Source organism: Azospirillum soli (genome assembly GCF_017876165.1).
In the GTDB taxonomy this organism is placed as follows: Bacteria; Pseudomonadota; Alphaproteobacteria; order Azospirillales; family Azospirillaceae; genus Azospirillum; species Azospirillum soli.
In genome coordinates this window covers 28290-53813 of sequence record NZ_JAGINQ010000007.1, presented here as the reverse complement: position 1 = coordinate 53813, position 25524 = coordinate 28290, and the positions used below count along the sequence as shown (strand labels likewise).

At 66.8% G+C, this 25524-nt stretch carries 26 protein-coding genes and 1 tRNA gene; 11 read left to right on the top strand and 16 right to left on the bottom strand.

Translation table 11 applies throughout. The features are described from left to right. Nucleotides 1-66 precede the first annotated feature (66 nt). The 3 genes from J2852_RS12920 to J2852_RS12910 are packed head-to-tail and all read right to left on the bottom strand — an operon-like array spanning nucleotide 67 to nucleotide 2535. The gene (locus tag J2852_RS12920) at nucleotides 67-837 is read right to left on the bottom strand and encodes an ABC transporter ATP-binding protein (protein WP_246499579.1); all 771 of its coding nucleotides are present in this window, start codon (nucleotides 835-837) and stop codon (nucleotides 67-69) included. After that, complete coding sequence (locus J2852_RS12915) at nucleotides 767-1528, bottom strand: ABC transporter permease (RefSeq protein ID WP_209876003.1); 762 nt, start codon at nucleotides 1526-1528, stop codon at nucleotides 767-769. The genes J2852_RS12920 and J2852_RS12915 overlap by 71 nt, the downstream gene beginning before the upstream one ends. Then, entirely contained in the window at nucleotides 1528-2535 is a 1008-nt protein-coding gene (locus J2852_RS12910; protein WP_209876001.1) for an ABC transporter substrate-binding protein, read from the bottom strand. Before J2852_RS12910 ends, J2852_RS12915 begins: the two co-directional genes overlap by 1 nt. Nucleotides 2536-2710: 175 nt before the next feature. On the opposite strand from J2852_RS12910, the gene J2852_RS12905 reads away from it, so the two are divergent. Continuing rightward, nucleotides 2711-3271, top strand: coding sequence for a PQQ-dependent catabolism-associated CXXCW motif protein (locus J2852_RS12905; RefSeq protein ID WP_209875999.1), 561 nt, complete (start codon nucleotides 2711-2713; stop codon nucleotides 3269-3271). Between the two features lie 22 nt (nucleotides 3272-3293). Here J2852_RS12905 and J2852_RS12900 read toward each other — a convergent pair whose 3' ends face one another. Together J2852_RS12900 and J2852_RS12895 are read right to left on the bottom strand one after the other, a co-directional pair. Further along, the gene (locus J2852_RS12900; protein ID WP_209875997.1) at nucleotides 3294-3683 is read right to left on the bottom strand and encodes a c-type cytochrome; all 390 of its coding nucleotides are present in this window, start codon (nucleotides 3681-3683) and stop codon (nucleotides 3294-3296) included. 232 nt (nucleotides 3684-3915) lie between these two features. After that, a tRNA-Leu gene (locus tag J2852_RS12895) sits at nucleotides 3916-4002 on the bottom strand. Between the two features lie 287 nt (nucleotides 4003-4289). Between J2852_RS12895 and J2852_RS12890 the strand changes: the two genes are divergently transcribed. After that, nucleotides 4290-4814, top strand: a complete 525-nt coding sequence (locus J2852_RS12890; RefSeq protein ID WP_246499577.1) for a disulfide bond formation protein B — start codon at nucleotides 4290-4292, stop codon at nucleotides 4812-4814. Further along, nucleotides 4811-5431: a demethoxyubiquinone hydroxylase family protein gene (locus J2852_RS12885; RefSeq protein ID WP_209875993.1), complete on the top strand. Its 621-nt coding sequence runs from the start codon at nucleotides 4811-4813 to the stop codon at nucleotides 5429-5431. The genes J2852_RS12890 and J2852_RS12885 overlap by 4 nt, the downstream gene beginning before the upstream one ends. Nucleotides 5432-5437: 6 nt before the next feature. On the opposite strand, the gene J2852_RS12880 is transcribed toward J2852_RS12885, so the two are convergent. Next, nucleotides 5438-5569 (bottom strand): DUF1289 domain-containing protein, encoded by a 132-nt coding sequence (locus tag J2852_RS12880; RefSeq protein ID WP_209875991.1) that lies wholly within the window; start codon nucleotides 5567-5569, stop codon nucleotides 5438-5440. Nucleotides 5570-5584: 15 nt separating this feature from the next. Beyond that, nucleotides 5585-6148, bottom strand: coding sequence for an HNH endonuclease (locus tag J2852_RS12875; protein WP_209875989.1), 564 nt, complete (start codon nucleotides 6146-6148; stop codon nucleotides 5585-5587). Nucleotides 6149-6500: 352 nt separating this feature from the next. On the opposite strand from J2852_RS12875, the gene J2852_RS12870 reads away from it, so the two are divergent. Then, a complete protein-coding gene (locus J2852_RS12870) occupies nucleotides 6501-6668 on the top strand; it encodes a hypothetical protein (RefSeq protein WP_209875987.1) in 168 nt (55 codons plus the stop codon). A gap of 44 nt (nucleotides 6669-6712) precedes the next feature. Then, nucleotides 6713-7564 carry a tRNA glutamyl-Q(34) synthetase GluQRS gene (gene gluQRS / locus J2852_RS12865; protein ID WP_209875985.1) on the top strand — a complete coding sequence of 284 codons (852 nt, stop codon included), beginning with the start codon at nucleotides 6713-6715 and terminating at the stop codon, nucleotides 7562-7564. A gap of 4 nt (nucleotides 7565-7568) precedes the next feature. Here gluQRS and J2852_RS12860 read toward each other — a convergent pair whose 3' ends face one another. Beyond that, nucleotides 7569-8417, bottom strand: a complete 849-nt coding sequence (locus J2852_RS12860) for a DUF4743 domain-containing protein (RefSeq protein WP_209875983.1) — start codon at nucleotides 8415-8417, stop codon at nucleotides 7569-7571. Nucleotides 8418-8597: 180 nt separating this feature from the next. On the opposite strand from J2852_RS12860, the gene J2852_RS12855 reads away from it, so the two are divergent. From J2852_RS12855 to J2852_RS12840, 4 genes are all read left to right on the top strand, one after another. Beyond that, nucleotides 8598-8990, top strand: coding sequence for a response regulator (locus tag J2852_RS12855; RefSeq protein ID WP_209875981.1), 393 nt, complete (start codon nucleotides 8598-8600; stop codon nucleotides 8988-8990). 860 nt (nucleotides 8991-9850) lie between these two features. Beyond that, the gene (locus J2852_RS12850) at nucleotides 9851-11797 is read left to right on the top strand and encodes a PrkA family serine protein kinase (RefSeq protein ID WP_209875979.1); all 1947 of its coding nucleotides are present in this window, start codon (nucleotides 9851-9853) and stop codon (nucleotides 11795-11797) included. A 51-nt stretch (nucleotides 11798-11848) separates the two neighbouring features. After that, entirely contained in the window at nucleotides 11849-13141 is a 1293-nt protein-coding gene (locus J2852_RS12845) for a YeaH/YhbH family protein (RefSeq protein ID WP_209876464.1), read from the top strand. An 80-nt stretch (nucleotides 13142-13221) separates the two neighbouring features. After that, nucleotides 13222-14778 carry a SpoVR family protein gene (locus J2852_RS12840; RefSeq protein WP_209875977.1) on the top strand — a complete coding sequence of 519 codons (1557 nt, stop codon included), beginning with the start codon at nucleotides 13222-13224 and terminating at the stop codon, nucleotides 14776-14778. A 97-nt stretch (nucleotides 14779-14875) separates the two neighbouring features. On the opposite strand, the gene J2852_RS12835 is transcribed toward J2852_RS12840, so the two are convergent. Together J2852_RS12835 and amrB are read right to left on the bottom strand one after the other, a co-directional pair. After that, nucleotides 14876-15697, bottom strand: coding sequence for a hypothetical protein (locus J2852_RS12835; protein ID WP_209875976.1), 822 nt, complete (start codon nucleotides 15695-15697; stop codon nucleotides 14876-14878). Nucleotides 15698-15803: 106 nt separating this feature from the next. Then, nucleotides 15804-17165, bottom strand: a complete 1362-nt coding sequence (gene amrB / locus J2852_RS12830; RefSeq protein ID WP_246499575.1) for an AmmeMemoRadiSam system protein B — start codon at nucleotides 17163-17165, stop codon at nucleotides 15804-15806. 158 nt (nucleotides 17166-17323) lie between these two features. Here amrB and amrS point away from each other — a divergent pair, with 158 nt between their 5' ends. Then, nucleotides 17324-18409, top strand: a complete 1086-nt coding sequence (gene amrS / locus J2852_RS12825; protein ID WP_209875974.1) for an AmmeMemoRadiSam system radical SAM enzyme — start codon at nucleotides 17324-17326, stop codon at nucleotides 18407-18409. On the opposite strand, the gene J2852_RS12820 is transcribed toward amrS, so the two are convergent. The 3 genes from J2852_RS12820 to J2852_RS12810 all read right to left on the bottom strand — a co-directional run bounded on the left by J2852_RS12820 (nucleotide 18387) and on the right by J2852_RS12810 (nucleotide 22906). After that, nucleotides 18387-19631 (bottom strand): adenylate/guanylate cyclase domain-containing protein, encoded by a 1245-nt coding sequence (locus J2852_RS12820; protein WP_246499573.1) that lies wholly within the window; start codon nucleotides 19629-19631, stop codon nucleotides 18387-18389. The two genes, amrS and J2852_RS12820, sit on opposite strands and share 23 nt — an antisense overlap. Before the next feature lie 205 nt (nucleotides 19632-19836). After that, nucleotides 19837-22377 carry an ATP-dependent helicase HrpB gene (gene hrpB / locus J2852_RS12815; RefSeq protein ID WP_209875973.1) on the bottom strand — a complete coding sequence of 847 codons (2541 nt, stop codon included), beginning with the start codon at nucleotides 22375-22377 and terminating at the stop codon, nucleotides 19837-19839. Between the two features lie 7 nt (nucleotides 22378-22384). After that, nucleotides 22385-22906 (bottom strand): DUF1003 domain-containing protein, encoded by a 522-nt coding sequence (locus tag J2852_RS12810; protein ID WP_209875972.1) that lies wholly within the window; start codon nucleotides 22904-22906, stop codon nucleotides 22385-22387. 142 nt (nucleotides 22907-23048) lie between these two features. Between J2852_RS12810 and J2852_RS12805 the strand changes: the two genes are divergently transcribed. Next, a complete protein-coding gene (locus J2852_RS12805; protein ID WP_209875971.1) occupies nucleotides 23049-23519 on the top strand; it encodes a ferritin-like domain-containing protein in 471 nt (156 codons plus the stop codon). Between the two features lie 118 nt (nucleotides 23520-23637). Here the strand turns inward: J2852_RS12805 and J2852_RS12800 are convergent, their stop codons facing one another. The 3 genes from J2852_RS12800 to J2852_RS12790 all read right to left on the bottom strand — a co-directional run bounded on the left by J2852_RS12800 (nucleotide 23638) and on the right by J2852_RS12790 (nucleotide 25508). Then, the gene (locus J2852_RS12800) at nucleotides 23638-23850 is read right to left on the bottom strand and encodes a hypothetical protein (protein ID WP_209875970.1); all 213 of its coding nucleotides are present in this window, start codon (nucleotides 23848-23850) and stop codon (nucleotides 23638-23640) included. Nucleotides 23851-23965: 115 nt separating this feature from the next. Then, nucleotides 23966-24337 (bottom strand): STAS domain-containing protein, encoded by a 372-nt coding sequence (locus tag J2852_RS12795; protein ID WP_246499571.1) that lies wholly within the window; start codon nucleotides 24335-24337, stop codon nucleotides 23966-23968. Between the two features lie 232 nt (nucleotides 24338-24569). Further along, nucleotides 24570-25508 carry a hypothetical protein gene (locus J2852_RS12790; RefSeq protein ID WP_209875968.1) on the bottom strand — a complete coding sequence of 313 codons (939 nt, stop codon included), beginning with the start codon at nucleotides 25506-25508 and terminating at the stop codon, nucleotides 24570-24572. Nucleotides 25509-25524 lie beyond the last annotated feature (16 nt).

Here is a 25524-nt window from a genome sequence, read left to right as displayed (position 1 = left end):
CCGCTTGTCGCAGGGGAGGGAGGGGACCCATCCGCAGCATGGGGAGGGTGGGGGCAAGTGTCCTCGTTATGCCAGCACCCGGAAGGCCGCTTCCGGACGTGCCAGCAACTCCGCCCGGAAGGCCTCCACCATGGCGTCGTCGCGCGCCGGGCGAGGCAGGGGCACGGGCACCTCGGCCACCACGCGCGTCGGGCTCGGCGCCAGCACCAGGATCCGATCCGCCAGTTGGATCGCCTCGCGCAGATTGTGCGTCACGAACAGCACGGTGGCCGGTCGGCGCTCCAGCGTGTCGGCCAGCAGCGCGCGCAGCCGTTGCGCGGTCAACTCGTCCAGCGACACGAACGGCTCGTCCATCAGCAGCAGGTCCGGCTGCACGACGAAGGCGCGGGCCAGGGCGACGCGGCGCGCCATGCCGACCGACAGGCGGGTCGGGTACTGGTCGGCGACCTCGCTCAGCCCCATGGCGGCCAGCCACTCGTCCACGAGACCACCGCCACGCAGGGGCTTGGGCAGCACCAGCGCCACGTTCTGCCGCACGGTGCGCCAGGGCAGCAGGCGCGGATTCTGGAAGACATAGCCGAGCACCGGATCGCGCCCGCCGAAATCCACCGACCCCTCGAAGGCGCTGTCGAGGCCGGCGGCGATGGTCAGCGCGGTCGTCTTGCCGCAGCCGGACGGGCCGACCAGCGCCACGAATTCGCCGGCAGCCGCCTCCAGCGACAGGCCGCGGATGGCGTCCCGCTCGCCGAAGCGCTTGGCGCGGATCTCAAGCTTCAGCGCGCACCGGCCGCCAGCGGGTGAGCCGGCCTTCGACGGGTTGCAGGACGCAAAGCTCAAGGAGCTGGATGACGGCCACGAAGGCCACGGTGTACGCAAGAATGCCGGCCACATCGAACATCTGGAAGTAGAGGTGGATCTGGAAGCCCACGCCGTCGCTGCGGCCCAGCAGTTCGACCACCAGCACGATCTTCCAGATCAGCGCAAGGCCGGACCGCGCCGCCGCGGCGAAATAGGGGGTGAGCTGGGGAAGCAGCACATGGCGCAGCACGTCGGACCGCGCCATGCGGAAGCTGCGGGCCATCTCGACATACTGCTCGTCGATAGCGCGCGCGCCTTCGCGCAGCACGACGACCACGTTGGGGATCTTGTTGACGGCGACCGCGCCGACGGCCGCCGCCTCGGTCAGGCCGAACCAGACGTAGGCCAGCACGATCACCACCAGCGCCGGGATGTTCAGGAACACCGTCAGCCACGGCCCGAACAGCCGGTCGGCCCCGATGGAACGCCCCAGCAGGATTCCCAGGGCCGATCCGATGGACATGGCGATCACGAAGGCGGCGGCCATGCGCGCCAGCGTGATGCCAAGGTGATGGAACAGCGCGCCGCTCGCCGCCTCGCGCTCCAGCACGGCCAGGACGGCGGCGGGGGTGGGGAAGGACCGGCTGGCGGCCAGATCGGCGGCGACCGCCCACAGCCCCACCAGCAGAGCCAGCGAGACTAACGGGGCTATGCGTCGCCATATCGGCATCAGAACCGCACCCCCGGCCAGAAGGTGCCCTCGGGGATTGCCGGCACGTCGCCGACGAGGTCCCGCCCGCCGAGCGCCGCCATCAGGGCGTAGAGGCGCGCGGCGTCGGCGCGCTCCTCCCCGGTCCAGCGCTGCGGGATGCCGGCGCGGAAATGGTCGCGCAGGGCGCGCCACGTCGCGTCGTCCTCCGCCTGCATCAGCGGGCGCAGCCGGTCCCACTCGGCGTCGGAACGGGCCATGATCTCCTTGGCCTTGCGGGAGGCGGCGACGAAGCCCTCCAGGGTCTTCGGGTTCGCCTCGGCCCAGCCCTGGTGGACGACGAAGCCGACCGCCGGCACGTTGGTCTTCAGGCCGAGTGCCCGCATCATATCCTCCACCCCCATAACGGAGCGCAGGCCGCGCGCCTCCAGCCGGGCGGCGTAGGGCCAGAAGTTCAGCACGGCGTCCAACTCGCCCGCCGCGATCTTCTGGTTCAGCAGGGGCGGGGCGGCGAAGGTCGGCTTGGCCTCCGTGTCCAGGTTCATGCCGTGACGGTCGCGGGCCAGCGCCTTCAGCAGAAGCCAGCTCTTGTCGATGGGGCTGCCGGCGACGCCGATGCGTTTGCCCCGCAAATCGGCGACCGATGTGATGGCCGAGTCCGCCGGAACGACCAGCGCGCCCACGGCGGAGGAATGGGGGATGAAGGTCAGGTCGGCCCCGGCCCCGCGTTGGCGCGCCACCCACAGCCAGTCGCTGGCGATCACGTCCACCGAGCCGCTTTGCAGAGCGATCTGGGTCGCCTGACTGCTGGCCAGTTCGACCAGCTTCAGCTCGAAGCCGGCGGCCTCGTCCAGCCGGTGGTGCTTGATGACGTCCAATTCCCAGCTGACCGTGCCGAACTTCAGCACCGCCACGGTGACGGTCGGGCGCTCGGCCGCAAAGGCGGCGGCCAAGGGGGCAGAAGTCAGCGCCAGAACGACGACGGCCAGGATGGCGGCAACGCGGCCAAGGGTGTTCGTCAGACCCATGGTTCCTGTCTTCCTCCCCTGCCGGCGTGCTGGCTGGCGGCTTGTCGGTGCGCCCATTATAGCATGCAGGGTATTCCCCGGTTCTCCCGCGCCGGTATTCGACTATCGGGCAACTTGACCCCACAAGCCCCCGGCGATTTCGTGGACGCCCAAGAAATAACGGAGGGAGGAGCCGGTGCGGACGCATCAATGCTGCGCCCTGTTGGCGCTTCTGTTGACCGGCTTGCCGTCCGGTGGCTCATCGGCGGCGGACGCGGTTCCAGTGCCGGAGGGCTACCGCATGACCGAATACCGCGCGCCGACTCCGGCGGCGCTGCCGGGAGCGGTGACCGTGGACACGGCCGAGGCCCGCGCGCTGGTCGAAGGCGGCAAGGCGGTGGCGATCAACGTGCTGAAGCTCGACCGCAGCACGCTGCCCGGCGGCCCCTGGATCGTTGCCAAGCCGTTCCAGCAGATCCCCGGCGGGGTGTGGCTGCCCAACGTCGGGCTCGGCGCGCTGACGCCGGAACTGGACGGCTATTTCCGCGCGAATCTGGACAGGCTGACCGACGGCAGCCGGGACCGGGGCGTGCTGTTCTACTGCCTCGCCGACTGCTGGATGTCGTGGAACGCCGCCAAGCGGGCGCTGGAGATGGGCTACCGTCAGGTCTACTGGTACCGCGACGGCATGGACGGCTGGGCCGAAGCCGGCCTGCCCACCGAAGAGGCCAAGCCGGTGCCGGTGGCCGTTCGGTGAGCGTCCAGCGCCGAAGAGGGGCTTACTGCTTCAGCGACTTCAGAAAGGCGATCAGATAGTCCTGCTCGGCCTTGTCGGTGATGGCGATGTGGCGCATGCGGGTGCCGGGGACGAGCTTTTCGTTGTCGGCGATCCACTTGCGCAGATTGTCTTCGGTCCAAGTGATGCCGGACGCCTTGATGGCGTCGGAATACTCGAAGCGCGGCACGCTGCCCGCCTTGCGGCCGACGACGTTGTACAGGCTGGGGCCGAAGGCGTTCTTGCTGGAGTCCAGCGAGTGGCAGGCCGCGCAGTGGGTGAAGACCTGCTTGCCGGCCGCTTCTTCGGGTGTCTTGGGCTCCGGGCCCACGGCGAAGGCGGCACCGGACGCGAGCAGCGTGGCGGCGGCCACGGCGATTCGGATGAGGTTCATGAGACGGATTCCCCTGGCGATGGCCGCGCGGCGCGGAAGCGTCGCGGGCGTCGAGGCGCATGATAGGAGCCCGGAAGGAACCGCCTAATTGGACTTTAGAACAAGATCATGGACGTCGTGGGGTGATGCGGTGCGCCGCCGATGATCCCAGTGATCGGCTGTACCCGTGATGCGCCAGGAGTCTTTGGAGGGCGAGCCGCGTCGGAGGCGGCTTTGATACCATACGAGAATTTGGTGCGGGCGGTCGGACTCGAACCGACATATCCGTAAGGACGGCGGATTTTGAGTCCGCTGCGTCTACCAATTCCGCCACGCCCGCACTGTGCCGCCGGCTCCCGTCGCCACGCTCCGCGCTTACTGTGCACCGAGCGCCTTCGGGACCTTTCTCGACGACGCTTCCCTTACCACGCTAACGTGTTAAAGCACAATGGATTTCCAGTACGCCGCAACAAACCGCCGAACGCTGGAAGTCAGCTTCGCCACTCTCGCAACGCCGCTGTCGCGCTATATAGAGGGGAAATGGGGTTTCGACAAAGTGTTTTGTGCCCCTATTTGCAATGGGCGTATGGTCACCCTCCCGCTCGCGCGCTAATCTCCGGACCCATGATGGACCGTTTCCCCCTCGACGACCCGCGTTTCCCCGCCGCCTTCCTGGGCCTCGCCAGCGCCGGCGTGCTGGCGGCGGCGCTGTTTTTCCAGTTCGTGCTGGGCTACCAGCCCTGCATCCTGTGCCTGTGGCAGCGCGTGCCCTATGGGGCGGTGATGGCTTTCTCCGTCGCCACGCTGCTGTTCCGGCAATGGAAGGGGCTGGGCGACGCGCTGCTGGTGGCGAGCGGATTCGCCCTGCTGGCCGGCGCCGGAATCGCCGCCTACCACGTCGGGGTGGAACAGCATTGGTGGGCCGGCACCTCGGCCTGTGGCGCCACGGGCGGTGCACCCCAGACGCTGGAGCAAATGCGCGCCCAGGTCATGGCCGCCCCGGTCACCCGTTGCGACGAGGTGGCGTGGTCGCTGTTCGGCGTGTCCATGGCCGGCTACAACGTGGTGATCTCGCTGGCGCTGGCCGGCTTCGCCTTCCTGGCGGCGCGCGCCGCCTACCTTCGGAACTCGGCATCCAGGACCTTCGCATGACCCCGCTCGACGAACGCTCCGATACCGCCACGGTCACCGCCGCTCAGCCGGCGACCCAGACTGCGTCCAAGGCACGGCCGCGCGGCCGTCTGCCCGGCGACCCGACTCCGGAGGAGCGGCTGGCCCGCATCGTCCGCGTGGACCACGCCGGCGAATACGGGGCCAAGCGCATCTACGAAGGCCAGATCGCCGTCATGGGCAAGGGCAGGCACGGCCGCATGCTGCGCCACATGGCCGACCAGGAGCTGGAGCATCTCCAGTATTTCGAGAAGCAGCTGAATGCCCGCAAGGTGCGCCCCACGGCGCTCCAGCCCTTCTGGCACGTCGCCGGCTTCCTGCTGGGCGCCGGCACGGCGGTCCTGGGCGAGCGCGCGGCGATGGCCTGCACCGTGGCGGTGGAGGAGGTCATCGAGGGCCACTACGAGGCGCAGATGAAGCACCTCGGCCCCGAGGAGGCGGAGCTGAAGGCGGCGATCCTGAAGTTCCAGGCGGAGGAGGTCGAGCACCGCGACATGGGCCTGACCCACGGCGCCGAGCAGGCGCCCGCCTATCCGGTCCTGTCCGCCGCCATCAAGGCCGGGACCAAGGCCGCCATCTGGCTGGCCGAGCGGGTGTGACGGCCTTTACGCCGGCGGGGCCTCAGCGGACTCCGCCGGCACGCCGTAAATCTCGTCCTCCGTGCGTCCGCAGCCCTCGCACCGGCCGTCCTCGCCGATGACGCAGATGCCGATGCACAGGTTCTCTTCGTCTTCCATCGTTCCTGCCGCTGCTCAGACGGGATCCAATTCGGTGTCCCAATAAAGAAAATCCCGCCAACTTTCGTGAAGGAAGTTTGGCGGGAATGCACGTCCGTTCTCTTGCAGCTCGTAGGCGGTCGGCTGGAAGGGGGGACTGAGGGGTATCATGCCGCAGGCGTGCGGCAGCCAGTTGCCCTTCGCCAGATTGCACGCCGAGCAGGAGGTGACGACGTTGTCCCAGGTGGTGCGCCCGCCGCGCGATCGTGGGACGACGTGGTCGAAGGTCAGTTCCTGCGTGGGGAACGGCCGGCCGCAATACTGGCAGGTGAAGCGGTCGCGCAGGAACACGTTGAAGCGGGTGAAGGCCGGCCGGCGCGTCGCGGGAATGAACTCTTTCAACGAGATGACGCTGGGCAACCGGATCTCGAAACTGGGAGAGCGGACGACGCGGTCATATTCGGAGATGATGTTCACCCGGTCCAGGAACACGGCCTTGACCGCCTCCTGCCAGGACCAGAGCGACAGCGGGAAATAGCTGAGCGGACGGAAATCCGCGTTCAGCACCAGAGCCGGACAGTGATCGGGTGGTGGAGCCAATGGCCACTCCCTTGTCTGGATCGTTGCTAGTCTGGTTCGTTTCTGGGTCTGGGTCGTTTCTGGCTGTTCGCCTCCCCCTGAATGGGGAGGGCGGAACACCAGATACATAGATGATCGGTACCGCAAACTCAATATCTCGACGCCGCGCTGCGGCATTCTTCATCAAGCCGTAACCATTCCGGATGAGCGGACACCCTCACGAAGGGTGGGGTGGTGCTCCTCCCTGGCACCCGTTGTGACATTCGTGGCCCCGGCCGCATTCCCCGGCGAGTTGGCGCGTTTTTTGGCGTCATGGTTACTTCGCGTTAACCATGGTCTGCGATGGTGGCCCCGCATTCAAGGGGGAGCATCCATGAGCGCCACGATCATCAGCCTTGCCGAAAAGCGCGCCGAACGCGAGGAGCGGGAGCGTCAGCGCCGCATCGACGCCTTCGACCAGGAACTGCGCCGCCGTCTGGCCATGTATCTGGAAGGCGAGGACATCCCGGTCGAGCCGATCAAGGACAATCCCTACATCTAAGCGGGCCGTTCATCTACGTTCACCCGATCCGTTATAAGAGCGGGATGACCGATACCGTCACCCGCTTCGCGCCGAGCCCGACCGGCCATCTCCATCTCGGGCACGCCCATTCCGCCCTGTTCGGCTGGCGGGCCGCCATGGACGCTGGCGGCCGTTTTCTGCTGCGCATCGAGGACATTGACCCGAACCGCTGCCGGCCGGAGTTCGAGCGCGACCTGATCGAGGATCTGGCGTGGCTCGGGCTGACCTGGGAACGGCCGGTGCGCCGCCAGTCGGAGCATCTGGACGATCACCGGGCGGAACTCGTCCGGCTCCAGACCATGGGCGTCGTCTATCCCTGCTTCTGCACCCGCAAGGACATCGCGGCGGAAATCGCTCGTGCCGGCCATGCCCCGCACGGTCCAGACGGGCCGCTCTATCCCGGCACCTGTCGCGATTTGCCGGAGTCCATCCGGCGGGAACGCATGGAGGCCGGCGCCGCCTACGCGCTGCGCCTCGACGTCGCGAAGGCCCGCGCGATGACCGGACCTCTGCGCTGGCACGACCGCGCCAAGGGCTGGCAGGAGGCGACTCCGGAAATCCTCGGCGACGTGGTGCTTGCCCGCAAGGACACGCCGACCAGCTACCATCTGGGCGTCACGGTGGACGATCACATCCAGGGCGTCACGCTGGTGACCCGTGGCGAGGACCTGTTCTTCGCCACGCACCTGCACCGGCTGTTGCAGGCTCTGCTGGGCTACGATCCTCCCGACTACCACCACCACGGGCTGCTGCGGAACGAACGGGGCGAGCGGCTCGCCAAGCGCGATCAGGCCAAATCGCTGCGTTCCCTGCGCGAGGCTGGCCACAGCCCGGCGCAGGTGCGCGCCATGGCAGGCTTTTCCGACGGGGTGTGAGGCGTCAGCGCCGCAGGCTGGTCACGATCTCCAGATAGTCCGGCTCCTCCGGTGTCAGCCAGCCGTGGCGGACCAGAAAGTCGATGACCACGAGGTTCACGTTGAACTTCCAGTCCGTCGTCGTCCGCACCGACTCGGCGACGCGGTCCAGCGGCCACAGCTCGAACGTCTCGACCTCGCCGTCGGTATTTTTCGGCTCGAATTCGGGGTCGAGTTCCAGGTCGTAGAGGAACAGCGTGTCCGGCTTCAGCCCGGCCTTGGTCTCCATCGTGTAGGTCACGGCCCCCACGGGCACCGCGCGGGAGGCGAGGGCGGCGTCGATGCCCGCTTCCTCCTCCGCCTCCTTGATCAGGTTTTCGGCCAGCGACAGGCCGATGGGCTGGCCGCCGGCGATCAGGTTGTCGAGCTGCCCCGGCGCCACCTCGCGGTCGCGTGCGCGGCGGCCGATCCACAGGGACAGGCTGCCGTCCGGCTGGCGGACGAAGCCATTCACATGCAGGCCGTAGGCGCTGATGCCGAACTGCGCCACCACGGCGCGGTCGATGCGGGCCAGCGGCTCCGCCCCCCATTTCGGCAGCACCGGGTAGAACTCGTTGCGCAACGCCTTGACCGCGCCCTGTTCCACGAGGAACCGCGCGGCGTGCTCCAGCACGGCGGAGCGCGCCTCGAAGTCGCGCACCTCCGGGGCGATGGTCACGCGCTCGGGCGTTACCACAAAGCCCGGATCGACGTCGGGCAGCTGGTCGGCCAGGGCCGGGCGAATCCAGCCGATGCGGTGCCCCTCCACCTCGAACGGACGGAAGTGGGAGAGGTCGTGCGCGTTGCACGCGCGGATGCGGTCGAGGAAGCTCATGATTCCCGTGTAACCGCCGGGTGGGTGCGGCGCAATGGGTTCTTCCGCCATACCTATCCCTTGCGGTTGATTCCCCGCGGTCGGGCGTTGCCGTGTAGCTCTGCGGGCGGCTTCGCGAGTGGGTTGCAAAGGCGCGCGTCGCGTCGTACATCACAGACAGGGCGTTCGGGGGATAAGGCGATGACGGCAGCGGCGTTCGGAGACTTTTCGGTGCTGGTCATCGAGGACGAAAAGTTCACCCGCATGGTGCTGGCGAAGATGCTCGGCACGCTCGGCTTCAAGGCCGTGCACCAGGCCGAGGACGGCGAATCCGGTCTGGCCGCCGTCGCCACGCATGACCCCGACGTGGTCGTCTGCGACGTGGAGATGCAGCCGCTCGACGGGCTCGGTTTCCTGAAGGCCCTGCGCGTCAGCGACAACGCCCGTCACCGTGGCCTTCCCGTCGTGTTCATGACCAACCGCGCCGACAAGGACCGTATGGCCGAGGCCGCCGCCCATGGTGCCGACACCTTCATCGTGAAGCCGGCCACCCCGGACAATCTGCGCGAAAAGCTGAGCGCCAAGCTGGGCTGACGAGTCGTTGCCGGCGCTGGCCGGGAGAAAAATTTTTCGCCCGACTTTCGTGGCCGCCAACCCTGGTCCCATCCCTTCTCCCCTCAAGGAAGAGGGGCGAGAAACGCCCGCTGCCCCCGTCACACTTTTTGCCCCCACCTGTTGCAAGACTGCCAAGATCTTGATTCGGTTGATGTCTTCGTCGAGCGCAGCCGGGGTCCGCCATGGGGGCACCCCTCAATCACCCAAATTCCGCCTTGTTGATGTGGCGGCATGAGCTTCACCATCTCTCTTTGGAGTGGGTGGATCATGGGCGCCGTCCATGCGTTAATATCTCCAGGGATGTCAGCGTTTTGATTGGCAGGGAGCTGTTGACGATTGGTGGGCACCCGTCTTGTTAACCGTAGCGCCGTGCTGGGTTAACGGCGCTTGGATGCACTGGAGGTCGATGGCGTGATCGGCATTGTCCAGCAAGTCCCCGAAAAATGGCGCCAGGGCCAAGGCCTGGACGCCGGCTGGCAGCCCCCGTCACGCGCAAGACTCCTCCCGATCAGCCGGCCTACAGTCCTAGTACTGATGGGGGATGTGGCGGCCCGGGCGAGCTTTCCGGTTATTCAGACAATGTGCCTGGAAAGCTCTAGGTCGAGCATTACATTCAGATTTGACACGTTCGAGTTTGGTGATCCGTTTGGCGATCCTTGGGGAGCGCTTCATTTGAATGGAAACCGCATAAAAGGTTTGGCTTTCGACGGTGAGCGGGGTCGGTGCGAGAGCGTTTCTCCCGCAGCACCCCACCTTTCGCGGCTTGCGCCGCCGCCCCCGCCGGTCGGGTCCCCCGCCGGCAGCCCCGACGCATCGGACTAAGAGATACGGAGCGAGGAATGTTCCCGGCCGACGAACTGTTCACGCGCTACACGCAGTCCTACGAGGGGCGCCGTGAGGTCGAGATGAGCCTTACGGAATACCTGCAGGCCTGCCGCGACGACCCGATGATGTATGCCTCCGCCCCGGAGCGCATCCTCGCCGCCATCGGCGAACCGGAGATCGTCGACACCGCCAAGGATCCGCGCCTTGGCCGCATCTTCATGAACCGGACGATGAAGGTCTATCCGGCCTTCGCCGACTTCTACGGCATGGAAGAAACGATCGAGCGCATCGTCGGCTTCTTCCGCCACGCCGCGCAGGGGCTGGAGGAGCGCAAGCAGATCCTCTACCTGCTGGGCCCGGTGGGCGGCGGCAAGTCGTCGCTGGCCGAGCGGCTGAAGTCGCTGATGGAGAAATGCCCGGTCTACGTCCTGAAGGCCGGCAAGGAGATCAGCCCGGTCTTCGAAAGCCCGCTGGGCCTGTTCAACCCGGACGAGATGGGCGAACTGCTGGAGGACCGCTACGGCATCCCCCGCCGCCGCCTGACCGGCCTGATGAGCCCGTGGGCGGTCAAGCGCCTGGACGAGTTCGGCGGCGACATCTCGCGCTTCAAGGTGGTGAAGCTGCACCCCAGCAAGCTGCGCCAGATTTGCGTGACCAAGACCGAGCCTGGCGACGAGAACAACCAGGACATCTCGTCCCTGGTCGGCAAGGTCGATATTCGCAAGCTGGAGATCTACAGCCAGAACGATCCCGACGCCTACAGCTTCTCCGGCGGCCTGAACCGGGCCAGCCAGGGCCTGCTGGAATTCGTCGAGATGTTCAAGGCGCCGATCAAGATGCTGCATCCGCTGCTGACGGCGACCCAGGAGGGCAACTACGTCGGCTCGGAGAACATCGGCGCCATCCCGTTCCAGGGCATCATCCTCGCCCACTCGAACGAGGCCGAGTGGCAGACCTTCAAGAACAACAAGAACAACGAAGCCTTCATCGACCGCATCTGCGTGATCAAGGTCCCCTACTGCCTGCGCGTGCAGGAGGAGCAGCGGATCTACGAGAAGCTGGTCAAGGGCTCCGACCTCGCGACGGCACCCTGCGCGCCGTCCACGCTGGAGATGCTGGCGAAGTTCTCGGTGCTGTCGCGCCTGCGCGAACACCCGAACTCCAGCCATTTCTCCAAGATGCGCGTCTATGACGGCGAAAGCATGAAGGAGACCGATCCCAAGGCCAAGTCCATGCAGGAGTACAAGGACCAGGCCGGCGTGGACGAGGGCATGGACGGCATCTCCACCCGCTTCGCCTTCAAGGTTCTGGCGGCCACCTTCAACTACGACAGCACCGAGATTTCGGCCGATCCCGTGCATCTGATGTATGTGCTGGAACAGTCGATCAAGCGCGAGCAGTTCCCGGACGACACCGAGAAGAAGTACATCGAGTTCATCAAGGCCGAGCTGGCCCCGCGCTACGCGGAGTTCATCGGCAACGAGATCCAGAAGGCCTATCTGGAGTCCTACAGCGACTACGGCCAGAACCTGTTCGACCGCTACGTCGATTACGCCGACGCGTGGATCGAGGACCAGGACTTCAAGGATCCGGACACCGGCCAGCTGATGAACCGCGAGCTTCTGAACCAGGAACTGACCAAGATCGAGAAGCCCGCCGGGATCGCCAACCCGAAGGACTTCCGCAACGAGGTCGTCAAGTTCGCCCTTCGCGCTCGCGCCGCCAACGCCGGCCGCAACCCGTCCTGGACGTCGTACGAGAAGATCCGCGAGGTGATCGAGAAGCGCATGTTCTCCCAGGTGGAGGATCTGCTTCCGGTCATCAGCTTCGGGTCGAAGAAGGACAGCGAAACCGAGAAGAAGCACAACGAGTTCGTCTCGCGCATGATGTCGCGCGGCTACACCGAGCGGCAGGTCCGCCGGCTGGTCGAGTGGTACATGCGCGTGAAGCAGGCCGGTTGATCCGGCCTGTCTTCCACGACGAGCTGAACGGGTAGGAGGGGCTCCCCCTTGATGAACATCATCGACCGCCGCCTGAACCCGCAAGGCAAGAGCCTGGCCAACCGCCAGCGTTTCCTGCGGCGCGCCAAGGAACAGGTGATCAAGGCGGTCCGGGATGCCTCGGGCAAACGCGGCATCCAGGACATCGAGAACGGCGAGAAGGTCACCATCTCGACCGGCGGCGTGCGGGAGCCCTCCTTCCACCGCTCCCAGTCCGGCGGCGTGCGTGACTACGTCGTGCCGGGCAACAAGGAGTATGTGGAAGGAGACACCATCGCGCGGCCCGAGGAACAGGGTGGCGGGCGTGGTTCGGAAGGCAGTCCGGACGGGGAGGGCGAGGACGATTTCCGCTTCGTCCTGTCCCGCGAGGAGTTCCTGGACATCTTCCTGGAAGACCTGGAGCTTCCCGATCTGGTCAAGCAGAAGGTCAAGCAGTCCGAATCCTACTCGCTGACGCGGGCGGGCTATTCGGTGACCGGCTCGCCGGCCAACCTGAATCTGGTGCGCACCATGCGCAACAGCCTGTCGCGCCGCATCGCGCTGAAGCGGCCGAAGCCGGCCGACATGACCGCGCTGGAGGCCCTGCTGCGCGAGGCGGAGGAGCGCGGCGATGATCCGGAGCATCTGCGGGACCTGCGCGAACAGCTGGAGCGGCATTATCTCCGGTCCAAGCGCATTCCCTTCATTGACCCGATCGACGTCCGCTACAACCGCTTCGAAACGGTGCCCAAGCCCATCGCGCAGGCGGTCATGTTCTGCCTGATGGACGTGTCCGGCTCCATGACCGAGCACATGAAGGATCTCGCCAAGCGCTTCTTCATGCTGCTGTACCTGTTCCTGAAGCGGCGCTACCGCTCGGTGGACATCGTCTTCATCCGCCACACCCACGAGGCCAAGGAGGTGGACGAGGACACGTTCTTCTACTCCACCGAAACCGGCGGCACTGTGGTGTCCACGGCGCTGGAGGAGATGCAGCGGGTCATCAAGGAGCGCTACCCGGAGAACGAGTGGAACATCTACGCGGCCCAGGCGTCGGACGGCGACAACATGTCTTCGGACAACGCGCGCTCGGCAGCCCTGCTGCGTGAGGTGATCCTGCCGATGTGCCAGTACTTCGCCTACATCGAGGTGGCGGCGGAGCACAACATGGGCCTGTCGGCTCTGGGCCGCGAGACCGAGCTGTGGCGCACCTACAAGATGGTGCAGCGTCCCGACCTGCCGCTCGCCATGCGGCGCGTGCGGTCGCGGCGCGAGATCTTCCCCGTCTTCCGCGAGCTGTTCGCCCGCGAAAAGGCCGGGGCGTAACCGAAAATAAGGGTCGTAGGTCGGGCCGGGCGCAAGCGCGGCCCGACACTCCCCGCCAGGGTATCGAGAGGATTTGAGGCATGGCCGCTGTGATCACCAAGCCCGACAGCCTGCTCTACGACGGGGCGGACTGGGACTACGACAAGATCAAGCGCGTCTACGACGCCATCGAGGACATCGCGGTCAAGGAGATGGGCCTCAGCGTCTATCCCAACCAGATCGAGGTCATCACGGCCGAGCAGATGCTCGACGCCTATTCCTCGATCGGCATGCCGCTGATGTACAAGCACTGGTCCTTCGGCAAGCATTTCGCGCGCGACGAGATGCTCTACCGTAAGGGCTATCGCGGCCTCGCCTACGAGATCGTCATCAACTCCAGCCCCTGCATCAGCTACATCATGGAAGAGAACACCATGACGATGCAGACGCTGGTCATCGCCCACGCGGCCTTTGGCCACAACCATTTCTTCAAGAACAACCAGCTGTTCCAGCAGTGGACGGACGCCGAGGGCATCCTCGACTATCTGGAATTCGCCAAGGCCTACATCGCCCAGTGCGAGGAACGCTACGGCCACCACGCGGTCGAGCGGGTTCTGGACGCCGCCCACGCGCTGATGAACCAGGGCGTTCACAAATACCCGAAGAAGCGCACGCTCGATCTGCGGCTTGAGCAGAAGCGCGAGCGCGAGCGGCAGGAATACCAGGAGCAGACCTTCAACGACCTGTGGCGCACCGTGCCGAAGCCGGCCGGCGGCCCCGCCCGCCCCTCCAAGAGCGTGTCGGAGCGCAAGAAGCTGCTCGGCTTGCCGGAGGAGAACCTTCTCTATTTCCTGGAGAAGAAGGCGCCGCGCCTGGAGCACTGGCAGCGCGAAATCCTGCGCATCGTCCGCCACATCGCGCAGTATTTCTATCCGCAGAAGCAAACAAAGCTGATGAACGAAGGGTGTGCCACCTACACCCACTACACGATCATGAACCGGCTGCACGAGAAGGGGATGATCAGCGAAGGCGCGATGCTGGAATTCCTGCACTCGCACACCTCGGTGGTCTTCCAGCCGGAATTCGACGACCAGCGCTTCTCGGGCATCAACCCCTACGCGTTGGGCTTCGCGATGATGCAGGACATCGTCCGCATCGCCGAAAACCCCACCGACGAGGACCGCGAATGGTACCCGGACCTCGCCGGCAAGGGCGACGGCATGGGTGCGGTGCGCGACGCCTGGGCCAACTTCCGCGACGAGAGCTTCGTGCTCCAGTACCTCAGCCCGCACCTGATCCGGAAGCTGAAGATGTTCAGCGTGCGCGACGACGCGGAAGACCCCTACCTGCTGGTCGAGAACATCCACAACGAACGCGGTTACCGCCACATCCGCAAGCTGCTGGCCCGGCAGTACGATCTGGCCTTCCTGGAGCCGGACATCCAGATCGTGGACGTGGACTTGGCCGGTGACCGCAAGCTGATTCTGCACCACCGCGTGACCAACGGCGTCCTTCTGGACGAGAGCGACGCCAAGGCCGTGCTGCGCCACATCGCCAACCTGTGGGGCTACGAGGTGCAGCTGGTCGAGGTCTCGGCGGTGTCTGAGGCGATCCTGAAGGAACACGCGGTTACCGCGCCGAGCGGCGTGGGGGCGTAACAACCCATTGCCCCCTCCCTAACCCTCCCCCGCTAACGCAGGGGAGGGAAGGGGCCCATGGCGGAGCCATGGGAAGGGTGGGGGCAAGTGCGCGGGCTTACCGCTCCGGCTCCGGATGAATGCCGATGTCCTTCATCGCGTGCACGAGGTCCAGCACGACGGTGCTCATTTCCGGGAAGGTCACGGCCAGCGTGTGGCGATCGGAGTCGACGCGCACAGCATGGGCCACTTGCCGGCCGCCACCCCCTGGAACCTCAGCGCAGTGGATGTCCAGGCGCAGCTTGTCACCCGTCGCCACACCCAGTTCGCCGTGATAGGGCTCCAGCAGGAAGCCACGGATCGACCAGTTGACGGTGGTGAAGCGTCGGCCGTCCACCTCCACCGTCAGCACCGGGTCCATGTAGCGGATGGCGCGGCGGCGCTCGATGCCGTTCGGGGGCTTGGCGCCGGTGTCGTGCTGTTCCAGCTTGCGGGCGTTGGCCTGCTTGGTGCGGTCGTCCACGCCGTCCTTGCTGGTCAGCAGGGCGGCCTGGACACGGCGTTCCACGGCGTGGCGGAACTCGTCGTCGGCGCCCAGGCGAATGGCCTTGCCGAAATGGTCCTTGGCCTTGGTCAGCCACTCGTTGCGGCCTTTGTCGTCGCCCTTGTGGCCGCATCGTTCGGCCTGGAACAGCAGCGCATCGACGCTGCGCTGGTAGCTGTTGCGCTGGATGGATTTGGTCAGGTCCCGGAACTCGCCGGCGCGGACGGACGGAAACTCCCGGCTTTTCAGAAGCTCCGTCATCGTCGCGGCCTGGGCGTCCACCCGGTCGGGGGCGCCGGTCTCCGCCTCCGCGCGCAGCCGCCGCACGAGTTCCTCCGCCTTGCGCATCAAGGCGTCCTCGGCTTTCTTGCGCTGGTTGGCATCCATGACGGGCATGGCGCTCTCCGCGATGTAACGACGGAATGATACGCCACTTTTTCTACAATGAACAGCGCCCGCTTCTTTGCCTTTCTTGTGCGGCGCACAAGGTTATCGGATGCTTTTATTCCGAATTTTCCCCGAACGTTTCCGCCGTGAAACGGCACGCCTCAAGTCCCGGCAGGGGGCCGTGTGCCGGCAGCCCCGCCTTGCGCCGCAGCTGCGCCACGAAGTCGCGTGGGTCGGGCAGCATGTCCCAGACCTTGGGCAGGAACAGCGCGCCGTTGCGCCCGTCGCGCAGGATCAAGCCGTCGATGCCGGGGCGCAGCTTCGCCAGCAACTCCTCCTCGTCGCGGAAGGGCAGGGGACGGTCGTGGCTGAGGATCGAGACGGTGATGTGCACGCGCGGCAACTCCGCCGCCGTCAGCGGGCCGAAGCGCGGGTCCTGCATCGCCGATTTCAGCGTGTTGGTCACCACATCCTCGACCAGCGGGCGGTTCGCCTGGATGGTGCCGATGCAGCCACGCAGATCGCCGTCCATCTCCAGCGTCACGAAGGTGCGGCGAATGGCGCGCAAGGGGAGGGGGAAGTCCTCTGCCCGGATGTCGGGGGTGCGACCGGTCTCCACGACCTCGGCCAAAGTGTGCTTGGCCGTTTCCAGCAGCAGTGCGCGATGCGCGTGAGACAGGCGGGCTTCGGTCGCCGGCTCGACGCTGTAGGCGCCATAGCCGACCACGCGGCGATGGTCGCCGGCCGTGTCACCGGAGTTGCGCAGGTCGCGCGTGGTGACGCGCAGGTCCAGCGCCTTGGCCCGCATCAGCAGCCCCGATACGGGCAGATAGCCGCAGGCGCGGTCCCCAGACAGCCGCTCCGCGTCGGCCGCCTCGATGGCCTGCGAGGTCTCCAGATCCAGCCCGCACGCCGTCGCGTAGTCGTGGAAGTGGCTAAGGTCTGAACTGACGACGATCATCGTCTCCGGCCCGCCCCACAGCCGTTCCAGCACCGCGTCCACCTGCGCCAGATCAGCGTTGCCGACGACCAGCGGCACAACGGACGCGCGCGGGAAAATGCGCTGGATGAAGGGGAGATGCACCTCCAGCGAATGTTCGCCGTCGAAGGCGTCGTCCAACTCGCGCACGCCCGGCAGACCGCGAATCGCCGCGAGGCCCTGCACGTCCACCGGCACGACGCCCAGCGGAGTCGCCAGCCCGTCCGCCGAAGGGTAGGCGATGCCCCGGAACCCGAAGCGGTGCGCCGGCCCCAGCAGCACGACCCGCGTCACCCGGTCGCCCATGTGCTGGACACCGGCATAGGCGGTGCCGGCGATGGGGCCGGAATAGACGTAGCCGGCGTGCGGCGCGATGATCGCCTTGGCCGGCAGCGATTCGGTGTGGGCCTCGGCCAGGCAGTCGCCCACCATGCGGTCGAGGGCAGCGGGGTTGGCGGGATAGAAGGCCCCCGCCACGGCCGGCGCGCGCAGGTTCATGATCATCAAAAGGCCAGTGGCAAAAGGATAGTGGCTGAGAATGGCTTTGCCGCCTCGGGCGGCCTACCCCACATGTGGGAACACAGTCCGGTGTTTTACAAGCGCGCGACAACGGCGCCTCTACCGGATGGACAGGTATAGTCTGGGAATAGTCTGTCATGTCTCACATCGTCTCTGCCCGCTACTGGCATCAACTGGACGACGGCCGCCTGCAATGCGACGTCTGTCCGCGTCACTGCAAACTCTCCGATGGGCAGCAGGCGCTCTGCTTCGTGCGCCAGCGCCAGGGTGACCAGATCGTGCTGACCACCTACGGGCGGTCGTCCGGCTTCTGCGTCGATCCCATCGAGAAGAAGCCGCTGAACCACTTCCTGCCCGGCACGCCGGTGCTGTCCTTCGGCACGGCGGGCTGCAACCTGACCTGCAAGTTCTGCCAGAACTGGGACATCTCCAAGTCCCGCGAGTTCGACACGCTGGCCGACAGCGCAGCACCCGAGACCATTGCGCGGGCGGCGAAGGAAACGGGCTGCCGCTCGGTGGCCTACACCTACAACGACCCGGTCATCTTCCTGGAATACGCGGTGGACGTGGCGCAGGCCTGCCACGAGCAGGGGGTGAAGAACGTGGCGGTGACCGCCGGCTACATCTGCCAGGAGCCGCGCACGGAGTTCTATCGCCACATGGACGCCGCCAACGTGGACCTGAAGGCCTTCACGGAGGATTTCTACCACAAGGTCACCGGCAGCCATCTCGCCCCGGTGCTCGACACGCTGAAGTATCTTCGCCACGAGACCAACGTCTGGTTCGAGATCACCACCCTGCTGATCCCCGGCGAGAACGACAGCGACGCCGAGCTGCACGAAATGACCGGTTGGATCCGCGAGAACCTCGGCCCCGACGTGCCAATCCACTTCACCGCCTTCCACCCCGACTACAAGATGCGCGACAAGGGCTGGACCCCGCACGCCACACTGCTGCGCGCCTGGGCCATCGCGAAGGCGAACGGGCTGCATCACGTCTACGTCGGCAACGTCCGTGATCTGGACCATTCCAGTACCCGCTGCGCGGGGTGTGACGAGGTGGTGATCGGCCGCAGCGGCTACACGCTCAGCGACTGGAACCTGGACGAGACAGGCGCTTGCCAGTCCTGCGGCACCAAGCTGCCCGGCGTGTTCGAGGCGGAGCCGGGCGTCTGGGGCTCGCGGCGGATGCCGGTGCGGCTCAGGGACTTTGCTGCGGCGTGAACTCCGGGTCGAGCGTGAACAGCTCCTGCGGACGGCCGACGCCGCGCAGCAGGTAGCGGCCGACCGAGATCAGCCGCTCGCGGCAATCCGGCGCGGACTCCGCGAAGGCCGAGGACAGCAGCACGTTCTGGTCCAGTGAGCGGCACATGGCGGCGATCCGGCTCGCCTCGTTGACGGCGGGGCCGACAACGGTGAAGTCCAGCCGGTCCACCCCGCCGATGTTGCCGTAGAACACCTCGCCCACATGCAGGCCGAGGTAGAAGCGCGTCACAGGCAACCCCTCGGCTGAGCGCCGGGCGTTCAGGTCCAGGCAGCGCGTCCGCGCCTCCGCCGCCGCGTCCAGTGCGGCGCGGCAGGCGTCCTCGGCCCTGGACCGGTCGAACATCGCCAGGATGCCGTCGCCCATGAATTTCAGCACCTGCCCGCCGTGGCCATGGACGGCGGTCACCACCAGTTCCGCATAGTCGTTCAGCAGCGGGATGATGGTTTCCGGGGGCGCGGTGTCGGTGATGCGGGTGTAGCCTTGCAGGTCGCTGAACCACAGAACCGCGTCCAGCCGGTCGGCGACGCCCCGGCGGATGTGCCCGCCGAGCACCCGAGCCCCCGCGTCGCGGCCGAGGTAGGTTTCCACCAACGTGTTGGCGATGCGCGTCACCGCGTGCCCCCACAGGGCCAGCGCCAGCGTGCCGACCAGCGATGCCAGCGCGTCCAGATGCGCGTCCTCGAACCCGCCCGGATGGTCCGTCGCCCAGGATGAGAAGAAACCGTCCAGATCGCCGATCACCGCGCTGGGGCCGAGGCGGTGAACCAGCGCGACATAGTCGGTGGCACCTTGCGCGCGCAGATCGTCCACGATGGGGAACTCGCCCGTCGGCGTGCTTTCGTCCAGGCGGCGGCGCAGCATCGTCCCGCCGGACTCGTACAGCTGGTAGAAGGGGCTTTGCAGCCACTTGTCGTCCAAATCCGGGTCCGCCAGGGTGCCGTAGTCGGTCAGGCGCGTCTCGCCGCCGTCGGTGCCTAGAATCGACCATGTGATGACCCGTCCGACGATGACCGGGTGCAGCGTGTCCGCCCCCACCACCGCCCGCGTCAGCGGTACGCCGGCCGCCACCAGCCGTTCGCAGAAACCCTGGACAAGCTCCGTCTCCGGCACGCCCTGAAGGCCCGCGTCGGTGATCCACTGGGCAAGCTGAAGGATGCGCTGTGCGTCCATGGCGGCCATGGTAACAGAAACGCGGCTGAGCCGGGGCGGTTCACTGGGAAGAGGCCTCGTCTAAGGCTTTTTAACCTTTCCGTCATCCCCGTGAAGGCGGGGATCCAGAGCAATTCGGATACTCGACGGGGTGCCCTGGATTCCCGCCTTCGCGGGAATGACAGTGAGAGGTTGTTGCTACCATGCTCCCTCAAGCAAGAAGGGTTTTGGAACGCTACTTCCCTCTGGGCTTCGCCCTTGCGGTCGGTTCCGCCTCCAGCGGGTTGTCGGGCCAATAGTGCTTCGGGTACTGGCCCTTCAGGTCGGCCTTCACCGCCTTGTAGGCGTTGGCCCAGAAGCTGGCGAGGTCGCGGGTCACCTGCACCGGGCGCCGCGCCGGGGACAGCAGATGCAGCAGCAGCGACGTCCGCCCACCGGCGATGCGCGGCGTTTCGGCCAGTCCGAACATTTCCTGCAACCGCACGGCCAGCACCGGCTCGTCGCCGGAATAGTCGATGGGCACGCGCGATCCGCTGGGCACCTCCACATGGGTCGGCGCCTCCTTGTCGAGCCGCTGCTGCATCGCCCAGGGCAGCAGGCCGCGCAGCGCGTTCGACAGTTCCACCCGGTCCAGATGCGCGCGGCGCGACACGCCGTCGAGGAAGGGCGTCAGCCACTCCTCCATCGTGTCGAGCAGGGCGGCATCGGAGACGTCCGGCCATTCCTCCCCTTCCATGCGGCGCAGGAACAGGACGCGGGACTGCCATCGGCGCAGCTCGTCGGACCAGGGCAGGCAAGACAGACCCATCTCTCGGATGCCCTCCAGCATCGCCGCCGCGATCCGGTCGGCGGGGGGCTTGGACAGCCGTTCGTCCTTCAGCACCAGCGCGAACAGCATCCGGCGGCGGCGCGCCAGCACGGCCTGCTCGCGCCCGTCCCAGGCGACGATGGTTTCCGTCCGGATGTGATCGGCGAAGGCGTCTTCCAGTTCGACCAAGGTGACTGGTGCTGCCAGGAAGATGCGGGACTCGCGCGCGGCACCATCCAGGTCGGCGACCGCCAGCCAGTCCTCGGCGGTCAGCGGCTCGGCCTCCTGGAAAAAGGCGCCGCGTCCGCCCGACAGGCGGTATTGCGCGGCGGCACCGCCGGCATTCCCGCCCGGCCGGCGCTGGCCGATGCGGTCGGGGTAGGCCAGCGCCACCAGAAGGCCCGTCGCCCCGATGTCCGCCGATCCGCCCTTCACGCCCAGCTGCCGCTTCCACTGACGGGACTGCTTCAACGCCTGCTGCGCGCCGCCGCGCTCCACGGTCAGACCGCGCCCGGCGCCGCGCACCCGCCCCTCGTCATCGAGCCCGCGCAGCAATTCCACCCGCAGCCGCAGGTCGGCGTCGCGGAAGCCCGGCTGGGTTCTGATAATGTCGCGCTCGCCGAGCAGCGCCGCCACCTCGCAGGCGAGGTCGCCGAGGCCCAGCTCCTTGCCCTTCAGCATCATGTGCGCCAGACGCGGGTGCACACCGAAGCCGGCCATGCGACGCCCATGCGGCGTGATCTGCCCATCCTCGCCCAGCGCCCCCAACTCGCGCAGCAGTTCGCGCGCCTGCGCCATGGAGGCGGCCGGCGGCGGGTCCAGCCACGCCAGCGTGTTCGGGTCGGCCACACCCCACACCGCCAGTTCCAGCGCCAGCGGGGCGAGGTCGGCGTCCATGATCTCCGGCGCGGTGAAGGCGGCCAGCGCCCTGTGCGTCGCTTCGGGCCACAGGCGGTAGCAGACGCCCGGCTCCAGTCGCCCGGCGCGGCCCCGGCGCTGTTCGGCCGAGGCCTGACTGACCTTCACCGTGACCAGCCGCGTCATGCCGCTGCGCGGGTCGAAGCGGGGAACGCGCATCTGGCCGCCGTCCACGACGATGCGGATGCCCTCGATGGTCAGGCTGGTTTCGGCGATGGGGGTCGCCAGCACGATCTTGCGCATGCCCGGCGGGCTGGGCGCGATGGCGCGGTCCTGCGCGTCCGCCGTCAGGTCGCCGTAGAGCGGCGCGATCAGCACGTTGGGGCCGAGGTCGGCCTGTTCCAACAGGCTCTGCACGCGGCGGATCTCACCCGCACCCGGCAGGAAGACCAGCGCGTTGCCCGCCTCCTCGCGCAGGGCGCGGCGGACGGTGGCGGCCACGGCGTCCTCGATCCGCGTGCCGGGGGCGGGGGCGTCGAGGTGGCGTGTTTCCACGGGAAAGGCGCGGCCCTCGCTGGTCACCATGGGCGCTTCGTCCAGCAGCGCGGCTACCGGCGCGCCGTCCAGCGTCGCCGACATCACCACCAGCCGCAGGTCGTCGCGCAGCGCGCCGCGCGCCTCCTGCACCAGGGCCAACGCCAGATCGCTGTCAATGCCGCGCTCGTGAAACTCGTCGAACAGCACGGCGCCCACGGCGGGCAACTCGGGGTCCTCCTGAAGCTGGCGCAGGAACAGGCCGTCGGTCACCACCTCGATGCGGGTCTTCGGGCCGACCTTGGTGTCCAGCCGCACGCGGTAGCCGACTGTCTCGCCCACCGTTTCCCCCAGCATCGCGGCCATGCGGCGCGCGGCGGCGCGGGCGGCCAGCCGGCGCGGTTCCAGCACGATGACCTTGCGCCCCTCCAGCCAGGGCTGGTCCAGCAGGGCCAGCGGCACGCGCGTCGTCTTGCCGGCGCCCGGCGGAGCCTGAAGCATGGCGACCCCGCGCGCGGACAGGGCCTGCAACAGCTCCGGCAGGACGGGATCAATCGGGAGGGCGGGGATGCTCATGCGGAAGTCAGGCGTTCGATGGCGGTGGAGCCGCGTTCTTGGCGGTCGCGAGCGCGGTGGTCAAGTCCTCCACCATCCTCGTCAGGCGGGCGATCTCCTGCTCGCGCAGCAGGTCGATCTTCTGGTGCAGCAGTTCGATCTCCAGTTCGGCCTTCAGGTTCACGTCGTAATCCTGGGTGGCCCTGGCCCGGTCGATGTCGGCCTGCCGGTTCTGGCTCATCATGATGATGGGGGCCGTGTAGGCGGCCTGGAAGGACAGGACGAGGTTCAGCAGAATGAAGGGGTAGGGGTCCCAGGCGTGCACCCAGCCCAGCACGTTCGCCGCGATCCACAGGCCCAGCGCCACCGACTGGCCGATGATGAAGGGCCAGGACCCGACCAGGGCGGCCACGCCATCGGCGATGCGCTGGCCCGCCGTGCGCGGCTGCTTCTCGGCACCGCGCGCGGCCCGGCGGCGCTGGCGCAGGTGGTGCAGGCGGTCCAGGTCCTCGCTGCCGAAGACGGAGCGCTGGCCGTTCAACGCGTTCATGACGGACCCCTTCGCTGATTGCGGGTGAGGTAAATTGTCGCACATCACCGCCTTCCGCCATATGCGCAAGATCCTTTCCCGGCGAGGCGTTATGGTGTGAAAGGCCCTACTTTTATTGTGACTTAAGGATTTCCACGACCCCATGCCCGACATCCACGACCCCGCCCTGTTCCTCGCCCACGCCTGCGCGCTGGAGCAGGACGCCGCATCCCGCTTCGCCGACCTGTCGGAGGCCATGAAGACCTACGGCAACCAGGACGTGGCGGACTTCTTCGGCAAGATGGCCGAATTCTCCCGCCTGCATCTGGCCGAGGCGCGCAAGCGTTCCGGCTTCCGCGAAATCCCGGCGCTGGCCCCGGAGGATTTCCAGTGGCCGGACGGGGAAAGCCCGGAGGCGGCCTCCATGGAAGGCTCGCACTACATGATGACGGTGGAATACGCGCTGGAACTGGCGCTGGACAGCGAGAAGCGCGGTCAGGCCTTCTACGCCGACGTGGCGAAGACCACGACCGACCCGGAGGTCCGCATGATGGCCGAGGAGTTTGCCTCCGAAGAGGCCGAGCATGTGGCCGAACTGGAGTGCTGGATCGAGCGCTTCCCGAAGAGAGCCTGAGGTTCGAAACGAGCCCCCACCCTAACCCTCCCCCATGCTCCGCATGGGGGAGGGGACCAAGCTCCTTCCCCCGTGCGGAGCATGGGGGAAGGCTGGGATGGGGGCTCGCGGCCGGCGCTTAGCCCTTCAGCTCGGCGAAGTCGTATTCGTACTTCTTGTCAGACGGCTTGAAGGTCTTGAAGGCGGCGATGACGTCATCGACGGTCACGTCCGTGGGGACGTTCAGGATTTCGTAGACGACCGAGCTGCCGCTGGTCGGACCGACGTCCGCGTTGCGGTGCGCCTGGGTAATCAGGCCCTCGCCGGCCTTCTTGATCATGATGGAAGCCATATCCGTTCCGTCTCCTGTTGATCCGCGCCCGACGCAATATCCATAACCCGAATAGGGGCTTAGAACCAACGGATAAAATTTGACGGGTCCGACTGTTCTGCTTCCGCAGGGCGCATCAGTCGTCGATGGTGAACATCTTGTGGAACTTCGCGACCGTGATCAGGCGCCGCACCTCGTCGCGGGCGCCGCGAATGGCGAAGTCCAGGTTCTTCTTCTGCGCGGTGTCGCGGGCGATGATCAACATGCCAAGGCCGGAGCTGTCCACGAAGTCCAGCTTCGACAGGTTGAACACCATCCTGTGACCGGCCGGCCGGTCGAAATGGCTGATGATGGTGCGGAATGTCTCATGGTCGGCGAAGGTCATGCGACCGCTCAGCAGAATTTCGGTGCTGGCCGGGGCGTTGCGGATCGAGAAATCCATGACGGCACTCTGCTGTTGCGGCCGAATCTTCGGCGCCGAGCGCGGCGTCGGGGATGCGTTGGACATTAGCATGTGATTTCCAATTCCGTCATGTTTGGAAAGATTTCACTTTGATGACAGCGGTATTTCATCGTGATTACAAAGAAATTTGGCTGTCCTAAACTTGTGTTCTTATCCACGATGCCGTGGATGGATGCAAGCATCCTTTGCTGCGCCGCAATGTGAGCACAATTTTAGAGGATTTTTCAGTAAGTCGGCGCGGCGAGAACTTCGGCCTGCCGTGGAGCGAGCCCTGCGGCTATTGCAGGGCAGCCTCTTCCACGCGCGGTTCCGACAGCGCCTGGGCGATGCTGCCGGCCAGCCACGCGGAGTAAAGCTTGCGCCCGTCCGGCCCCAGCATCGCGTTGTGGCAATACAGATCGGCCTTGTGCGCGGTGTCGGGGGAACGCCACAGCGGCAGGCCGGGCTGGTCATTCAAGCGAGCAAGCGCGGCCGGAACATGGCTGTTTCCAGGCCCATACAGCCGTTCTTCCAGCGCTGGCGGGCGGCGGAGGTGCAGCAGCGCCACCCGCGAGCCGGCCGCCCGCGCCTGATCGGCGAAGCGCCGCACGCGCTCGAACATGGGCGATTCGGGGCGGGAATCGACCACCTCGCGCCACGCTTCGATGCGCCGGTCGATGTCCTCGGCCGTCATTCCCTCGCGGCCGACGGGCTTGCAGCTCTTGCCGTACTGGATGGCGATCTGGTCGCGCAGGTAGGGCTTGCCGTCCATCGCCACGCCGGTCAGCGTGGTGCCGTAGCGGCGCAGATCGACGAAGGCCCGTCGTTCCGCGAACAGCAGGTCGAGGTCGATCAGGACGACCTCCGGCTTCAGGTCCAGGATGGCGTCCAGCATGGGCTCGAAATCGGCGAACTGCGCGTGGTCGTGGACGATGCGCAGGAACTGGAGATCCTTCACCCCGTGCTTTTCAGCCAGCCTGGCCATGCCCTCCTCGTCCAGGGTGGCGTGGCGCAGGGCCGTGTCGCCGAGCGCCACCACCGTGACGGCGTTCGCCGCCCGCGCCGCGCGGTCGGCCGTGGCGGCGACGCGGTTCAGGTTGTACCAGACGAAGGGCTTGTCGTAGAGCCGGTAGCCGGTCCAGAAGGCCCCCGCCGTCCCGGCCAGGAACAGCACGGGAAGGGCGCACAGCACCGCGATGCGGAGCCAGCGCCGGGGGGCCTTCGTCTCGTCCGTCATGGGGTCTGCTCCTTCG

Bases quoted from the DNA above. Each gene is read 5' to 3' on its own strand.
- J2852_RS12915 (WP_209876003.1), bottom strand. From the start codon at position 1,528: ATGCCGATATGGCGACGCATAGCCCCGTTAGTCTCGCTGGCTCTGCTG.
- J2852_RS12910 (WP_209876001.1), bottom strand. From the start codon at position 2,535: ATGGGTCTGACGAACACCCTTGGCCGCGTTGCCGCCATCCTGGCCGTC.
- J2852_RS12900 (WP_209875997.1), bottom strand. From the start codon at position 3,683: ATGAACCTCATCCGAATCGCCGTGGCCGCCGCCACGCTGCTCGCGTCC.
- J2852_RS12890 (WP_246499577.1), top strand. From the start codon at position 4,290: ATGGACCGTTTCCCCCTCGACGACCCGCGTTTCCCCGCCGCCTTCCTG.
- J2852_RS12885 (WP_209875993.1), top strand. From the start codon at position 4,811: ATGACCCCGCTCGACGAACGCTCCGATACCGCCACGGTCACCGCCGCT.
- J2852_RS12880 (WP_209875991.1), bottom strand. From the start codon at position 5,569: ATGGAAGACGAAGAGAACCTGTGCATCGGCATCTGCGTCATCGGCGAG.
- J2852_RS12870 (WP_209875987.1), top strand. From the start codon at position 6,501: ATGAGCGCCACGATCATCAGCCTTGCCGAAAAGCGCGCCGAACGCGAG.
- gluQRS (WP_209875985.1), top strand. From the start codon at position 6,713: ATGACCGATACCGTCACCCGCTTCGCGCCGAGCCCGACCGGCCATCTC.
- J2852_RS12860 (WP_209875983.1), bottom strand. From the start codon at position 8,417: ATGAGCTTCCTCGACCGCATCCGCGCGTGCAACGCGCACGACCTCTCC.
- J2852_RS12855 (WP_209875981.1), top strand. From the start codon at position 8,598: ATGACGGCAGCGGCGTTCGGAGACTTTTCGGTGCTGGTCATCGAGGAC.
- J2852_RS12850 (WP_209875979.1), top strand. From the start codon at position 9,851: ATGTTCCCGGCCGACGAACTGTTCACGCGCTACACGCAGTCCTACGAG.
- J2852_RS12845 (WP_209876464.1), top strand. From the start codon at position 11,849: ATGAACATCATCGACCGCCGCCTGAACCCGCAAGGCAAGAGCCTGGCC.
- J2852_RS12840 (WP_209875977.1), top strand. From the start codon at position 13,222: ATGGCCGCTGTGATCACCAAGCCCGACAGCCTGCTCTACGACGGGGCG.
- J2852_RS12835 (WP_209875976.1), bottom strand. From the start codon at position 15,697: ATGCCCGTCATGGATGCCAACCAGCGCAAGAAAGCCGAGGACGCCTTG.
- amrB (WP_246499575.1), bottom strand. From the start codon at position 17,165: ATGAACCTGCGCGCGCCGGCCGTGGCGGGGGCCTTCTATCCCGCCAAC.
- amrS (WP_209875974.1), top strand. From the start codon at position 17,324: ATGTCTCACATCGTCTCTGCCCGCTACTGGCATCAACTGGACGACGGC.
- J2852_RS12820 (WP_246499573.1), bottom strand. From the start codon at position 19,631: ATGGCCGCCATGGACGCACAGCGCATCCTTCAGCTTGCCCAGTGGATC.
- hrpB (WP_209875973.1), bottom strand. From the start codon at position 22,377: ATGAGCATCCCCGCCCTCCCGATTGATCCCGTCCTGCCGGAGCTGTTG.
- J2852_RS12810 (WP_209875972.1), bottom strand. From the start codon at position 22,906: ATGAACGCGTTGAACGGCCAGCGCTCCGTCTTCGGCAGCGAGGACCTG.
- J2852_RS12805 (WP_209875971.1), top strand. From the start codon at position 23,049: ATGCCCGACATCCACGACCCCGCCCTGTTCCTCGCCCACGCCTGCGCG.
- J2852_RS12800 (WP_209875970.1), bottom strand. From the start codon at position 23,850: ATGGCTTCCATCATGATCAAGAAGGCCGGCGAGGGCCTGATTACCCAG.
- J2852_RS12795 (WP_246499571.1), bottom strand. From the start codon at position 24,337: ATGTCCAACGCATCCCCGACGCCGCGCTCGGCGCCGAAGATTCGGCCG.
- J2852_RS12790 (WP_209875968.1), bottom strand. From the start codon at position 25,508: ATGACGGACGAGACGAAGGCCCCCCGGCGCTGGCTCCGCATCGCGGTG.